Origin of the sequence: Arthrobacter sp. NPDC093139 (assembly GCF_044754165.1) — a bacterium.
Taxonomy (GTDB): Bacteria; Actinomycetota; Actinomycetes; order Actinomycetales; family Micrococcaceae; genus Arthrobacter.
In genome coordinates this window covers 37,656-52,147 of the sequence record NZ_JBIVOO010000003.1, presented here as the reverse complement: position 1 = coordinate 52,147, position 14,492 = coordinate 37,656, and the positions used below count along the sequence as shown (strand labels likewise).

General features: G+C 66.3%; 14 protein-coding genes and 1 pseudogene. 12 read left to right on the top strand and 3 right to left on the bottom strand.

Annotated elements, in window-relative coordinates:
* Positions 1-270 precede the first annotated feature (270 nt).
* Both hflX and ACIP90_RS06140 read left to right on the top strand, forming a co-directional pair.
* Complete coding sequence (gene hflX, locus ACIP90_RS06145) at positions 271-1,848, top strand: GTPase HflX (protein ID WP_400577774.1); 1,578 nt, start codon at positions 271-273, stop codon at positions 1,846-1,848.
* Positions 1,841-3,895 carry an ATP-dependent DNA helicase gene (locus ACIP90_RS06140; RefSeq protein WP_400577772.1) on the top strand — a complete coding sequence of 685 codons (2,055 nt, stop codon included), beginning with the start codon at positions 1,841-1,843 and terminating at the stop codon, positions 3,893-3,895. The genes hflX and ACIP90_RS06140 overlap by 8 nt, the downstream gene beginning before the upstream one ends.
* 67 nt (positions 3,896-3,962) lie before the next feature.
* On the opposite strand, the gene lexA is transcribed toward ACIP90_RS06140, so the two are convergent.
* A complete protein-coding gene (lexA, locus tag ACIP90_RS06135; protein ID WP_400577771.1) occupies positions 3,963-4,712 on the bottom strand; it encodes a transcriptional repressor LexA in 750 nt (249 codons plus the stop codon).
* 320 nt (positions 4,713-5,032) lie between these two features.
* On the opposite strand from lexA, the gene ACIP90_RS06130 reads away from it, so the two are divergent.
* The 8 genes and pseudogenes from ACIP90_RS06130 to ACIP90_RS06095 all read left to right on the top strand — a co-directional run bounded on the left by ACIP90_RS06130 (position 5,033) and on the right by ACIP90_RS06095 (position 11,523).
* Positions 5,033-5,464: a LysM peptidoglycan-binding domain-containing protein gene (locus ACIP90_RS06130; protein ID WP_400577769.1), complete on the top strand. Its 432-nt coding sequence runs from the start codon at positions 5,033-5,035 to the stop codon at positions 5,462-5,464.
* 77 nt (positions 5,465-5,541) lie between these two features.
* Positions 5,542-6,660: a histidinol-phosphate transaminase gene (locus ACIP90_RS06125; RefSeq protein ID WP_400577768.1), complete on the top strand. Its 1,119-nt coding sequence runs from the start codon at positions 5,542-5,544 to the stop codon at positions 6,658-6,660.
* A gap of 62 nt (positions 6,661-6,722) precedes the next feature.
* On the top strand, positions 6,723-7,349 hold the full coding sequence (gene hisB / locus ACIP90_RS06120) for an imidazoleglycerol-phosphate dehydratase HisB (RefSeq protein WP_056627824.1): 627 nt from the start codon (positions 6,723-6,725) through the stop codon (positions 7,347-7,349).
* Positions 7,346-8,134 carry an imidazole glycerol phosphate synthase subunit HisH gene (gene hisH / locus ACIP90_RS06115; RefSeq protein ID WP_400577766.1) on the top strand — a complete coding sequence of 263 codons (789 nt, stop codon included), beginning with the start codon at positions 7,346-7,348 and terminating at the stop codon, positions 8,132-8,134. Before hisB ends, hisH begins: the two co-directional genes overlap by 4 nt.
* Entirely contained in the window at positions 8,135-8,293 is a 159-nt protein-coding gene (locus tag ACIP90_RS06110) for a hypothetical protein (protein ID WP_400577764.1), read from the top strand. It abuts the gene before it with no gap.
* 119 nt (positions 8,294-8,412) lie between these two features.
* Positions 8,413-9,159, top strand: coding sequence for a bifunctional 1-(5-phosphoribosyl)-5-((5-phosphoribosylamino)methylideneamino)imidazole-4-carboxamide isomerase/phosphoribosylanthranilate isomerase PriA (priA, locus tag ACIP90_RS06105; protein WP_400577762.1), 747 nt, complete (start codon positions 8,413-8,415; stop codon positions 9,157-9,159).
* Positions 9,160-9,168: 9 nt separating this feature from the next.
* Positions 9,169-10,077: an SseB family protein gene (locus ACIP90_RS06100; protein WP_400577760.1), complete on the top strand. Its 909-nt coding sequence runs from the start codon at positions 9,169-9,171 to the stop codon at positions 10,075-10,077.
* A 61-nt stretch (positions 10,078-10,138) separates the two neighbouring features.
* Positions 10,139-11,523: pseudogene (locus ACIP90_RS06095) on the top strand (MFS transporter).
* Positions 11,524-11,592: 69 nt separating this feature from the next.
* On the opposite strand, the gene ACIP90_RS06090 reads toward ACIP90_RS06095, so the two are convergent.
* Both ACIP90_RS06090 and ACIP90_RS06085 read right to left on the bottom strand, forming a co-directional pair.
* On the bottom strand, positions 11,593-12,054 hold the full coding sequence (locus ACIP90_RS06090; RefSeq protein WP_400577758.1) for a hypothetical protein: 462 nt from the start codon (positions 12,052-12,054) through the stop codon (positions 11,593-11,595).
* Positions 12,055-12,378: 324 nt separating this feature from the next.
* A complete protein-coding gene (locus tag ACIP90_RS06085) occupies positions 12,379-12,765 on the bottom strand; it encodes a DUF1844 domain-containing protein (RefSeq protein ID WP_400577757.1) in 387 nt (128 codons plus the stop codon).
* A 268-nt stretch (positions 12,766-13,033) separates the two neighbouring features.
* Between ACIP90_RS06085 and infC the strand changes: the two genes are divergently transcribed.
* Entirely contained in the window at positions 13,034-14,158 is a 1,125-nt protein-coding gene (gene infC / locus ACIP90_RS06080; protein ID WP_400577756.1) for a translation initiation factor IF-3, read from the top strand.
* Positions 14,159-14,275: 117 nt separating this feature from the next.
* Entirely contained in the window at positions 14,276-14,470 is a 195-nt protein-coding gene (rpmI, locus tag ACIP90_RS06075; protein ID WP_009358635.1) for a 50S ribosomal protein L35, read from the top strand.
* Positions 14,471-14,492 lie beyond the last annotated feature (22 nt).

Here is a 14,492-nt window from a genome sequence, read left to right as displayed (position 1 = left end):
TGTTCCTGATCTTTGAGTAGCCGGTATTCTCCGCCGCAGGCTTCCAGCCGTGGCGCCGGCCGCGCGCTTCCCGTTGCGATGCAGGTGTACCACCTTCCGCCCGGAGCGCGCACAACCACACTCAATCAGTCCACTTCCTGCCGCTCCGGTCTGTGCGCCGTCGGCATTTCAGGAGCCCTCATGACCCCTCGCCGTCAGCCCAGCGCGAATACCGCAGCCAAGGGCAACAATCAGCACTATTCTGAAGATGCAGAACCTTTTAAGGAGACCATGACCAGTCAGCACAATTCCGGATCCGAGCCAGCAGCCCAGGACATGAGTCCCGAGGAAATCCAAGCTGTCATCGACCGGATTCTCTCCAAAGACGTCCCGGCACGGAACGCCGCTGCTGCCAACGGCGCTGGAGCCGGTAGCAAGGCCGTCTTTGGCCAGGCGCAGGCCATCTCGCGGCTTGACGAGGAACACAGCACGTTCGACGGCGACCAGCAGGATCTCGAGGAACGCCGGGCCCTGCGCCGCACGGCCGGGCTGTCCACGGAACTCGAAGACGTCACCGAAGTCGAGTACCGGCAGTTGCGCCTGGAGCGCGTGGTCCTGGCCGGGCTGTGGACCGAAGGCACCCTGGCCGACGCCGAGAACTCCCTGCGGGAACTCGCTGCGCTTGCGGAAACCGCGGGATCGGAAGTTCTCGACGGGCTGGTCCAGCGCCGGGCGAAGCCGGATCCCGGCACGTTCCTCGGTTCGGGCAAGGCCCTGGAGCTCAAGGACGTGGTGATGTCCACCGGTGCGGACACCGTGGTGGTGGATGCCGAGCTCGCGCCGTCGCAGCGCCGCGGACTGGAAGACATCGTCAAGGTCAAGGTCATCGACCGCACCGCCCTCATTCTTGACATCTTCGCGCAGCACGCGAAGAGCCGCGAGGGCAAGGCGCAGGTGGAGCTGGCGCAGCTCGAATACCTGCTCCCGCGCCTCCGCGGCTGGGGCGAATCGATGTCCCGCCAGGCCGGCGGCCAGGTGGGCGGCGCAGGTGCCGGCATGGGCTCACGTGGTCCTGGTGAAACGAAGATCGAACTGGACCGGCGCCGGATCCGCACGCGGATGGCGAAGCTGCGCCGCGAGATCGCCGCAATGAAGCCGGCACGCGAGACCAAGCGGGCCAACCGCCGTCGGAATGCAGTTCCTTCTGTGGCCATCGCGGGGTACACGAACGCGGGCAAGTCCTCCCTGCTGAACCGGCTCACCGACGCCGGAGTCCTGGTGGAGAACGCCCTGTTCGCCACGCTGGATCCCACGGTCCGCAAGGCGGAGACGGCAGACGGGTTGGGCTACACCCTGGCTGATACTGTCGGCTTTGTCCGGTCCCTTCCCACGCAGCTCGTGGAGGCATTCCGGTCCACACTCGAGGAGGTGGCGGACGCGGACCTCATCCTGCACGTGGTGGACGTCTCCCACCCTGATCCGGAGGGCCAGATCGCCGCCGTGCGCTCGGTGTTCTCCGAAGTGGACGCCCGCAAGGTGCCCGAGATCATCGTGCTCAACAAGGCCGACGCCGCCGATCCGTTCGTCGTGGAGCGGCTCAAGCAGCGCGAACCGCGCCACGTTGTGGTGTCCGCCCGGACCGGCCAGGGAATCCAGGAACTGCTGAAGGCGATCAGTGACGGAATCCCGCGGCCGAACGTCAAGCTGGAACTGCTGGTGCCGTACCACCGCGGCGACCTTATCAGCAAACTCCACGACTCCGACGCAGAGATCCTGAGCATGGATCACGAAGAGGGCGGCACCCGCGCCGTCGTCATGGTCCGGGAAGGCCTCGCGGCTGAACTGGAATCCTTCATCAGCAATGACTGAGCAGGCCGAAAAGCCCGCCGGTGCCACGGGCGGCGAGGAGTTCGTCATCGGGCTCCTCGACCGTGCCGTGGCCGCCATGGGCGGACAAAGCCGCACCGGCCAGCACGAGATGGCGCGTCAGGTGGCGCGGGCGATTGAAACCGGCGACCACCTGCTGGTCCAGGCGGGTACGGGCACCGGAAAGTCGCTGGCCTACCTGATCCCGCTGATCGCCCATTCGCTCGAGAGCGACAAGCCCACCCTCGTCTCCACCGCCACCCTGGCGCTGCAGACACAGATCGTGGGCCGGGACCTTCCGCGGTTGCTGAAGAACATCACCCCGGCGCTGGACAGGCCGGTGAAGGTGGCCCTCGTCAAAGGCCGCGCCAACTACGTGTGCCGGCATAAGCTCGAAGGCGGGTTCCCGTCCGAGGAGCCCTCCGAAGGGCAGCTCTTTTCGCTGGGCGAGGACACCAGCGTCCCGCACTTCGCCGCCGCGATGGGCGGACCGTCGTCGCAGCTCGGCAAAGAGGTGGTCCGGCTCCGCGAATGGGCGGAAAAGACCGCCACGGGGGACCGCGACGAACTCCTCCCGGGGGTGACCGACCGTGCCTGGAGGCAGGTCTCTGTTACATCCATGGAGTGCCTCGGCGCGCAGAAGTGTCCCCTCGCCGAGGAGTGCTTCAGTGAACTGGCCCGGCACGAAGCGGCTGAGGCCGATGTCGTGGTGACCAACCATGCCATGCTCGCCGTCAGCGCCTTCGAGGGCCTTGCCGTGCTGCCGGAGTACGACGTTGTGGTGGTGGACGAGGCCCACGAGCTCCAGGACCGCGTCACCGGCGCTGTTTCCGGGCAGTTGTCTGTCGCCATGGTGCATGCCGCAGCCTCGGGCGCCCGCAAGCACACAGGCATTACCGTGGATGCCCTCAACAACGCCGCAGCCAACCTTGAACTTGCCCTCACCGGCGTTCCCAGCGGGCTGCTTCCGAACGGACTCAACGCGGAGCAGCTCGACTGTGTGGACCAGCTTCGCGAGGCGTGCCGGGCGGCGCTGTCAGATTCAAAAGGGGACAGCAACAACGCGGTCGACGGCGGGCGGCAGCTCGCGCGGTCCCGCCTCCTCGTCATCATGGAGCTGTGTGAACGGCTGCTCGCCGCGCGCGAGAACCGCGAGGTCGTGTGGTTTTCGCGGAACAGCACCTTTGACCCGCAGCAGGGCTATTCGGCACCCGACGACACGCAGCCCGCGCTGATCAACATTGCACCCCTGAGTGTTGCCGGGCGCCTCCGGGAGGGCCTGTTCGAAGGCCACACCGTGGTCCTGACCTCCGCCACGCTGGCAATCGGCTCCGCGTTCGAACCCGCCGCAGGCGGACTCGGTCTCCTGGGTGAAGGCGCCCCAAGCTGGACGGGCGTGGACGTGGGGTCCCCCTTCGACTACCCGAAGCAGGGCATCCTGTACGTGGCGGGGCACCTGCCCAAGCCGGGCAGGGGGACCTCGCCAGAAGCGCTCGACGAACTGGAAACGCTGATCCGCGCCTCCGGCGGGGGAGCGCTGTGCCTGTTCTCGTCCCGCCGGGCCGCCGAGGATGCCGCCGAGGCGCTGCGCCCCCGCCTGGACGTCAGCGTGCTCTGCCAAGGCGACTCAACCATGACCGCGCTGGTGAAGCAGTTCGCCGACGAACCCGACACCTGCCTGTTCGGCACCATGTCCCTGTGGCAGGGTGTTGATGTTCCCGGTGGTTCCTGCCGGCTGGTGGTCATCGACAGGATTCCGTTCCCGCGGCCAGACGACCCCCTGATGACGGCACGCTCCCGAGCCGTGGCCCAGGCAGGCGGCAACGGTTTCATGTCTGTGTCGGCCACCCATGCCGCGATCCGTCTGGCGCAGGGCGCCGGGCGCCTCATCCGGTCCACGGATGACAAGGGCGTGGTGGCAGTGCTGGATTCGCGCCTTTCGACCGAGCGCTACGGCGGGTTTCTCCGCGCGGCGCTCCCGCCGTTCTGGCCCACGACGGACCGCAAGATCGCCGTGGCGGCGCTGGAAAGGCTCGCCGGAGCGCGGTAGCCCTGGACTCGCTGACTTGCAAGCGGGCCGGAACCCAAACCGGCCGGAAGCGAAAGCGGGCTGTGGCCTACAGCGAACGCAGGACGGACACGACCTTGCCCATGACCACGGCGTGGTCGCCCAGGATGGGCTCGTACTGGGTGTTCTGGGGAAGCAGCCAGGTGTGGCCGTCCCGCTGCCGGAAGGTCTTGACGGTTGCTTCGTCGTCCAGCAGCGCGGCCACGATATCGCCGTTGGCCGCGTCACTTTGACGCCGCACCACCACCCAGTCTCCGTCGCAGATCGCAGCGTCCACCATGGAGTCCCCGGCGACTCTCAGCATGAACAGTTCCCCGTGGCCGACGAGCTGGCGGGGCAGCGGCATGAGGTCCTCCACCAACTGGTCGGCGAGGATGGGACCGCCGGCTGCGATCCGGCCCACCAGCGGAACGAGCGCCGTGTCTGTGGCGCTGGGCAACTCCGTAACAGGGGCACCGCCCACGCTGTGCAGCCTGGCTTCCTTCTCGGCGCCTGCGGATTTTGGGACCCCGGCATCGAGCGTCAGGGGCATGAGGACCTCCATGGCCCGGGGACGTTTGGGATCGCGCCGCAGGTATCCGAGCTTCTCCAGCTGTGAGAGCTGGTGGGTGACGCTGGACAGGCTGGCGAGGCCAACCGTGTCCCCGATCTCCCGCATGGAGGGAGGGTATCCGTTGTCATTGACCGAGCGCTGGATGGTTTCCAGGATCTTCTTCTGGCGGACAGTGAGTCCCTTGGGTGCTGTCCGGGACCGCTGGCTGCGCTGGGTAGCTTTGCCCTCGGAGGCTTGTGCTGCCATGTTCGCCAACGCCTTTCGTTCCTCCCGGCTTGCGTGGCTGCAGTTGCCGGGAACATCCGGCCTGAAATGTCAGACCCTGCTGATCAACTGCAGAAGTGGTTGTTCTTTGTTTCAAACGTAGGCCAGCCATAAGGCTTTTTCAAACATTTGTTCTAGCGAGTCTCGACTTTGTTCGTTGATAGGTGCTAAAAATGGAGAAGCAAAGTTCGAACATGTGTTCTAGTTCCGCTGCGAAGCAGCCCGGTTATTCGAAGATCCGGGCGTATGTCCGGCGGGCCGGGCACACGGGCAGCACAGAATGGTCCAGGAGGGCTCAGTTCATGTCAGCTACAACAGCAGGTCACCATTACCGTCCCGAGAAGCGCCGCAGCTCCGAGAGCCAGCAAGGTCCCGAAGGACTGCATGGCGGCGGGCGGCCAAGCGGGCCGGAAAGCAAGCCGCCGCGCCTGCGGCTCACCCGCCGGGGGCGGATCGTCCTGATCGGACTGCCGCTGGTGCTTCTGGCAGCGCTGCTCCTGTCACTCGCGGGCCTGCTCAACTCGCCGGCCAAAGCTGCCGATACCGCCAGCGGTCTGTCGGTGACGGAGACCGTCTCCGTAACGGTGCAGCCAGGGGAATCGCTGTGGGCCATTGCCGGCAGCGTGGACCCGGCCAGGGATCCGCGCGACGTCATCGCGGATATTGTCCAGCTGAACAACCTGGACAACGGCAAGGTCATGCCGGGACAGCAGCTGTTCGTCCCGTCCAAATAGGTACCGATCCGTCTCGGCCGGTCGGCCTGACCCGTCACAGTTTCCCGCTCGCCGCCCGGGGCACTTAAACTGTCCAAGTGACTGACCAGCTTGAGCGACTGAACCGACTTCCCCTGCGCACCAATCTGCGGGGGCTGACGCCTTACGGGGCGCCGCAGCTCGAGGTGCCGATCCTGCTCAACGTCAATGAGAACACCCACGGTGTGCCGGCCGATGTCAGGGCCGCGATATCTGAGGCCGTCGCTGAGGCTGCGGCGGGACTCAACCGCTATCCCGACCGGGAATTCACCGAACTCCGGGAGGCCCTGGCGGAATACCTGGGCCACGGCCTCTCCGCCGACAACATCTGGGCGGCCAACGGCTCCAACGAAGTCCTCCAGCAGATACTCCAGGCGTTCGGCGGGCCGGGCCGAACGGCCCTCGGATTCCCGCCCACGTACTCCATGTACCCGTTGCTGGCCAGCGGAACAGATACGGAATACATCGTCGGACAGCGCGCGGAGGACTATGGCCTGAGCGCCGAGTCCGCGGCCCGCCAGGTCCGGGAGCTGCGGCCAAACGTCGTGTTCCTGTGCTCACCAAACAACCCCACCGGTACCGGCCTGGGACTGGACGTCGTGGAAGCCGTCTATGAGGCCGGCGAATCCAGCCAGACCATCGTCATCGTCGACGAGGCGTACCACGAGTTCGCCCACGACGGCACTCCCAGCGCGCTTACCCTGTTGCCAGGGCGGGAGCGGCTCATTGTGTCCCGGACCATGAGCAAGGCCTTCGCCCTGGCGGGCGCCCGTCTTGGATACATGGCCGCCGCCCCCGAGGTGGCAGACGCCCTGCGCCTTGTCCGTCTCCCGTACCACCTGTCCGCCGTCACCCAGGCCACCGCATTGGCCGCGCTGCGGCACCGCGAGGCGCTCATGGCTGACGTTGAGGACATCAAGCAGCAGCGCGACAGGATCGTCACCGAACTCACCAGGATGGGGCTCCGACCGGCCGCGTCGGACTCGAACTACGTCTTCTTTGGCGGCCTCGAGAACCCGCACGAGGTCTGGCAGGCCCTGCTGGATTCCGGTGTCCTGATCAGGGACGTCGGCATCCCCGGCCATCTGCGCGTCACGGCCGGCACTGAGACGGAAACCACGGCCTTCCTGGAAGCACTGGAACGCATCCTGGCGAGGCAGGCTGCTCTTCCGGCCTAAACTTGAGGGTAGACCCCCGCAACGTCTGCACCCTTCCTGCATCAAAAAGGACACCTATCACTATGAGCGACACCGGAATCAAGGCTGCCGAGGCCCGCACAGCACGCCTCGAGCGTGCCACCAGCGAATCTTCCGTTCTGGTGGAGATCAACCTCGACGGCACCGGCGTTTCAGACATCAGCACCTCCGTCCCGTTCTACGACCACATGCTGACTGCACTGTGTAAGCACTCACTCATCGACATGACGGTTAAGGCCACCGGCGACATCCACATCGACGTGCACCACACTGTAGAGGACGTGGCCATCACGTTCGGCGAGGTACTGCGAACCGCCCTTGGCAACAAGGCCGGCATCCGCCGCTTCGGCGAAGCCACCGTGCCGCTGGACGAGGCGCTGGCCCACGCCGTTGTCGACGTGTCCGGCAGGCCCTATCTCGTCCACGGCGGGGAACCGGCGGGCCAGGAATACCACCTCATCGGCGGTCACTTCACCGGGTCCCTCACGCGTCACGTCTTCGAGGCCATCACGCTGCACGCCGGCATCTGCCTCCACATGAACGTCATCGCCGGCCGCGACCCGCACCACATTGTCGAAGCCCAGTTCAAGGCCTTTGCAAGGGCACTGCGCGCCGCCGTCGAACCCGACCCGCGCGTTGAGGGCATTCCGTCCACCAAGGGGGCATTGTGACCGGCAAGATCCTGAAGGACGGCGCCATCATCGACCCCTCGGCCACCGTCAAGCCGGCGTCGCCCGAGGGAAAGCCCACCGTCACCGTCCTGGACTACGGTTCGGGCAACGTCCGGTCTGCTGTGCGTGCCCTCGAACGGGCCGGCGCCGAGGTGATCCTGAGCTCGAAGCCGGAGGACGTCCTCAATGCCGACGGCCTGGTGGTCCCCGGAGTCGGCGCCTTCGAAACCGTCATGCGCGAACTGAAAGCCGTCGACGCCATCCGCATGATAGGCCGCCGTGTTGCCGGCGGCCGGCCCGTCCTCGGCATCTGCGTGGGCCTCCAGGTGCTCTTCGAAGCCGGCGTGGAACACGGGACCGAAGCCGAGGGCATGGGGGAGTGGCCAGGCAAGGTCGAACTCCTCCCCGCTGACGTTGTTCCCCACATGGGATGGAACACAGTCAAGGTCCCGGAGGGTTCCAAGCTCTTCCAGGGTGTGGAAAACGATCGTTTCTATTTCGTGCACTCCTACGGCGTTCAGACCTGGGACTTCGAGGTCGTGCAGCCGCGCATGGCGGCACCTCTCGTGACCTGGTCGGAACACGGCGGGCCCTTCATTGCCGCTGTGGAGAACGGACCGCTCTGCGCCACGCAGTTTCACCCGGAAAAGTCGGGCGATGCCGGCGCGCGGCTCCTCCGGAACTGGGTGAACGGCCTCCGCCACCCGCACGGCCGGACCGGAGCGGCAGCAGTGCCTGCGGCCGAGACGACGCCTGCGGCTGCAACGCCCGCTGGGGACGCCTAGATGTGGTCCATCGTCCTGATGGGGCTTGCGGGCCTGCTGGCGGGCGGCGCGTTGTCCTTCAGGCAGCAGAAGAAACCGCTCTGGACGCAGATCGCGTTCTCGGTGCTGGCCGCCATGTCGCTGCTGGCCGCCTACCTGCTGACCCTGCCTGCGGCCTGATCTGCTGGCCGAAAAACGCCTTTCGGCCGCCCCTGCCCACACTGAACGCCAATCCCCGACACCCGGACGCACAAGACAGCGCCGCTCCGGAAACCGCACATGAGAACTGAGGACCCGAGATGACCAGCCAAACCGATCTGCCGGCACTGGAACTGCTTCCCGCAGTCGACGTCGTTAACGGCCAGGCGGTACGCCTGGTCCAGGGCGAGGCCGGCAGTGAAACGAGCTACGGCACGCCGCTGGAGGCGGCCCTGAACTGGCAGCAGCAGGGCGCCGAGTGGGTTCATCTCGTCGATCTGGATGCAGCGTTCGGCCGTGGCTCCAATGCCGAACTCCTCCGGGAAGTCGTGGGCCGGCTCGACATCAAGGTTGAGCTCTCCGGTGGCTTGCGCGACGACGAGTCCCTCGAGAAGGCCCTTGACCTGGGCGTGGCCCGGGTCAACCTCGGAACCGCCGCCCTGGAGAATCCTGAATGGACGGCCCGGGTCATCGACCGGTTCGGTGACAAGATCGCTGTTGGACTGGATGTCCGGGGAACGACGCTTGCCGGCCGTGGCTGGACCAAGGAAGGCGGGGACCTCTGGGACGTGCTGGGCCGACTCGAGGAAGCCGGCTGCGCCCGCTACGTCGTCACCGACGTGACGAAGGACGGCACCCTTCAGGGGCCCAACGTTGAACTGCTGCGGCAGATGGTCGAAAAAACCGGCAAGCCGGTGGTGGCTTCGGGCGGTATTTCCAGCCTCGATGACCTTAAGGTCCTGCGCTCCCTCGTGCCGCTCGGCGTCGAGGGCGCGATTGTCGGCAAGGCTCTCTACGCAGGCGCCTTCACACTGCCGGAGGCCCTCGACGTCGCCGGTCGCCGCTAGGCTGCGGCCGTGGCAGGACAGGGGCTGACGCCCGGGGAACAGGACCGAGCAGCGCACCAGCTGCCTGCCCGCAGGCTTCCTGCCCACATCGAGGCGGCCCTTGCGGGCGCGGGCGGCGCCGCGGATTCTGCCGGCCAGCCCTGGGCCGGGCGGAGCCTCGCCGGCGATGACGGAAAGATCCACAATTTCAAGGACGACGACGGCACGGCGGACAGCGGTTATCTCGCCGCTGTCGAGGCGCTCCTCGGCGCCGATGGTGATGAAGCCGCCGTTGTCGCGGCGCTGGCGACTGCACGCGTTTTCGTTCCTGTTGTTGCACAGCTGGCGGAGGAAGCCGAAGGCGCCGGCGGGCTGCACGCCGACAAGCAGGCGGACATGGCGCTCGTGACTTTGAAAGCGCCGGACGGCAGGCTGGCGATGCCGGTCTTCACCTCGTCCGAGGCTTTGACGGCCTGGTACCCCGAGGCCCGGCCCGTTGCGGTCTACGCAGCACGGGCGGCGCTTTCCGCCGTGGCAGAAGGTGCGGAATTGCTCGTTGTTGACCCCGGTTCCGAAGTGACGTTCGTCGTGCGGCGGCCGGCGGTCTGGTCACTGGCACAGCAGCAGCCCTGGGTTCCCTCCTACCGCGACACCGAACTGGCTGACACTCTCGGCACTGCGGCAGCGGGTTCGCCCGCGGTCCGGCGCTTGGAAGTCCTGCCGGGTGCGGGCGTGGCAGCCTCGACCGCGTCGGGCCGCCGGATCCCCGGCGGAGGTCCCGGACCGGAGCTGCGCGTAGTCCTCTACCTGGAGGAGGGGCTGGATGCTGCCGGCGTCCAGTCAGTGGTTGCCGGCCTGCAGCAGGAGTGGAGCCGGAATGAATTGTTCGGTGAGCGCGTTGACTCGATCGAAATCAAACTAAGGCGCGCCGAGCAGTAACCGCCGGTCCAAGGGGTCGGTCCGTCCTTATGCTGCCCGGCGGCAGACCGAAGGATCCACCGTGAATTTCACCCTGTACCGGGAGTTGCTGGCCGTCAGACCCATACGCCGGCTCCTGGCGGTGGGAATGATTGCCCGCATACCTCATTCGGCTGCAGGTGTGCTGCTCACACTGCACATCGTGCTGACCCTGGGCCAGGGGTATGCGGCGGCCGGCACAGCAGCCGCCGTCATGACTATCGGCATTGCCGTGGGCGCCCCGTGGCGTGGACGCCGTGTGGACACTGTGGGGCTGCGGAGGGCACTGATCCCGTCGGTCGCGTGTCCGAGACCGTCATCTGGTCCATCGTCCCCCACGTATCCTACGAGTGGCTGCTGCCGCTGGTGTTCGTGGGCGGCCTGCTGACGCTTCCCATCTTCAGCGTTGTGCGCCAGTCGCTGGGCGTGCTTGCCACCGGAGATCAGCGGCGGACGGCCTTCTCCCTTGATGCCATCAGTACGGAGATGGTCTTCATGATAGGGCCGGCGGCCGGAGCGGTGGTGGCCACCAGCGGCCACTCGGTCCTTGGCCTGACGGTCGTCGGCGTTGCCACCTCCATCGCGGTGCTGTTCCTCATGTGGTTCAATCCGCCCACTCGCAGCACCGCCCACAGCATGGCGAGCACTGCTGTTGGCAATGAAGCTTCCGAAGCAGACCAGGAGGAGGCAGCGGAGGTGGCGGTGACCGCTGCCGCAGCCGGTGATAGCCAGGAGGCTGCCGCCGGGCTGGGACGCCCGTTAGACGGCACGCCGCGCCGGGCCGGGCAGCCGGGAACAGGGCTGCGGAACGCCCCGCTGCCGGGCGGTGGGCTGCCGAATGGTGGGCTGCGGGGCAAAGTCGCTTCCAACTTCAGGTGGTTCACCGCAGCCGTGGCGGCTGTGTTCGCGGTCGCCGCCGGGGCAGGAATGGTGCTGAGCGGGACCGATGTGGGAATCGTCGCTGCCCTGGAAACCGGTGGCCACCAGGGGGAGATCGGGATGGTCTTCCTCTTTTGGTGCGCCGCTTCAGTCGTTGGCGGCATCGTCTACGGCGCCTTGCACCGTCCCCTTTCGCCGATCCTGCTCCTGATGGGCATGGCCGCGCTGACCATCCCGATGGGGTTCGCCACCGACACTTTGACCCTGAGCCTGCTCTCGCTGGCCCCGGGCCTGTTGTGTGCACCGGTCCTTTCGGCCGCGTCGGAGAAGGTGGCCGAGCTCGTGGACGAGGCACGGCGGGGCGAAGCGATGGGGTGGTACGGGTCGGCGCTTACCGCCGGCGTTGCCCTTGGGGCGCCGCTCGCGGGCCTGTTCATCGACGGCGTAGGACCATGGGCCGGTTTCGTGTCGGTGGGCGCAACCGGCGTCCTGCTTTGCGCCGTCGGCATAGCACTGCAGCAGCGCCGGCGCCAGGCAGCCGGCGCCTAGCCGTAGCGGGCCGGCCGCCTGCCTGGAGTCAGCAGTGGGCGCTGGAGGCGGAACTCCTTTTGAACCCCGTTATTCGGGAAGGACAGGAGGAATCTGGGCTTGTCCTGACTGTGTGAGCTGTATGACTTCGCTGGCGGTCACAGCGGCGCACTGAAATTCAGCACTGCATGTTTGCAGGACCACGAACGCCACGGCAGCTCCAGGGTCGAATGCCATCACGCGGGGAATGACCCGGATGGTGACGGTTTGGCTTTCTCTGGTGCAGCCCAGCTGTGCGTTTCCGAAGCCGTTGGCAATCCTGCCGTCGGTCACTCTCTGGTTCATTTCCACCACGGGTACCGCAATGATGCGGGTGGGGTCGCTGTCACAGACGAACGTGACCGGGACATCAACCGCGGCGCCGTCGGCGACGAGTGTTCCGGGTCCCACGCTCACGAGCGTTGCGGGGGCGGCATAAGCTGGCGTAGCGGTTGCCGTCAGTGCGAGGCTGGCGGCCAGGACGACGGCGACACGGGTTTTGGTGCCTAACATGGGGTTCTGCCTTTTTTGAAGGGCGGCATCTTTGGCCGACCAGGCTGTGGCTGTGTGCAAGCCGGAGGCCTGGGAGTACGGGGCGTGCCCCTGACTGCAGCGCCGCTCAGACGCGGCCAGGTTCAAACCGGAAAGCCGGCTGGCCGCCGAGCTTACTCAGTCTGCCGTGCCGTGACAATAGCCAATTTTTCCAAGGCATCCCCACAAAGCTGAAGCCTGAGCAGAAACTCAGGCAGGAACGTAAGCAGGCGGGAACTTAAGCAGAAACGACGGCGCGCCGTCCCCTCAAGGACAGCCCGCCGTCGTCGTCGTTGCTCTCCGGCGTCAGTTCACCGCGCCGGTGTATTTTTCACCCGGACCCTTGCCCGGGGGATCGGGAATAATCGACTCTTCCCGGAAGGCGAGCTGCAGGGAACGCAGACCATCGCGCAACGGCCCGGCATGCTGGGAGCCGATCTCGGGAGCAGCGGCCGTCACGAGTCCGGCGAGGGCGGTGATGAGTTTGCGAGCCTCGTCCAGGTCCTTGAGCTCCTCGGCGTTCTCCTCGGCGGCCAGGCCCAGTTTCACGGCTGCAGCGCTCATGAGGTGGACAGCGGCTGTGGTGATGACTTCGATGGCGGGAACTTCAGAGATGTCCCGGACCTGCTGCGAGACGTCAGCCTGCTCGCCGGGGGCCTGGTAAACGTGTGAATTACTGTCTGGAGTGCTCATACTGGTAAGCTTGACACAGACCGACTGGATGTCGTTATTTTGCCGTGTGAGAGACCCATCGCCGCCTTGCGCGGAGACGGGTATCTTTCTGTAGAATCGACTTCAGTTTGCAAGCGGAGTTCTCTCCCACCCGCGCCAGCCGATTTTCCTCGCAGTTCCAGAGGGAAGCAAGGTTGCCGGGTAAAGGTCGGGCGTTTCCGGCAGGCACAGTCCTGCGGCAGCGCGTGCAGCCCTCCGGGCCAGCGCATCCGATCCTCGAGGCCTTCGATTGCTCCGGCAATTGGGGGCCTTCTCTTTTTGCCGGTGGAATACTCATCACAAACACAGGAGCTTTAACATTAGCGAGCCAAGAATCAATGAGCGTATCCGCGTCCCTGAGGTGCGGCTGGTCGGCCCTGCCGGCGAACAGGTAGGAATCGTCCGTATCGAGGACGCCCTGCGCCTGGCTGCCGAGTCCGATCTTGATCTCGTTGAAGTTGCACCTCAGGCCAAGCCTCCGGTGTGCAAGCTGATGGACTTCGGCAAATACAAGTACGAGGCCGCAGTCAAGGCCCGTGAGGCCCGGAAGAACCAGACCAACACGGTTCTGAAGGAAATCCGGTTCCGCCTGAAGATCGACACGCACGACTACGAGACGAAGCGCGGGCATGCCCTGCGGTTCCTCGGAGCCGGCGACAAGGTCAAGGCCATGATCCAGTTCCGTGGCCGCGAACAGCAGCGCCCCGAAATGGGCCTGCGCCTGCTCCAGCGCTTCGCTGAAGACGTCGCTGAAGTCGGTGTTGTGGAGTCGAGCCCGCGCATCGACGGCCGCAACATGGTCATGGTGATTGGTCCGGTTAAGAACAAGGCCGAGGCCAAGGCAGAGGCCCGCCGGGCCACGCAGCGTGCTGAGGCCAAGGCCCAGAACGAAGCCAAGGCCGCCGGCCGCGTCGACACTTCGGGCGCCGACCAGGCACCCCTGACCCAGTCACTCGCGGACCTGCTGCCCGAGGGCTACCAGGTCAACACCGAAGCAGCCGCGCCGGAGGAACCGGCCGCAGCAGCGGCTCCGGAAGCCGCCGAGCCGAAGCGCGAAGCGCCCAAGGCTGCAGCTGCTCCGGAAGCGCCCAAGCAGGAGGCTCCCAAGGCCGCCGAGCCGAAGCGCGAAGCGCCCAAGGCTGCAGCGGCCCCGGAAGCGCCCAAGGCTCCTGCGGCGAAGGCCCCGGCTCCTGCGGCCGCGGCTCCCGCCGCGCCGAAGCCCGCCGAAGCTGAGACTCCTGCTGCGGCAGCACCAAAGCCTGCGGCAGTGCCTGCTCCACCGAAGCCGGTGGCCAGGCCCGCTGCGCCGAAGCCCACGGCACGCCCCGCGGCGCCCCGGGCCACGCCCAAGCCGGCAGGCAAGAAGACCACCTAGTTCAAAGCTGCGGAAGGCACCGCCTTCAGGCAGTCAGCAACCAGCATGCCGCCCGCAGGGGCGGCTGCACGAAAGACTGCAGACACAGTCTGCGGATACGTTAGGAGATCGGTTCCCATGCCGAAGATGAAGACCCACAGTGGTGCTAAGAAGCGCTTCAAGCTGACCGGCAGCGGCAAGCTGCGCCGCCAGCAGGCCAACCGCCGCCACTACCTCGAGCACAAGTCCTCTAGGCTGACCCGTCGCCTTGCCGGCGACAAGATCGTCTTCAAGGGCGACGCCAAGGTCATCCGGAAGATGCTCGGCATCTAATTTCCAAGCACTCTGACTGAGT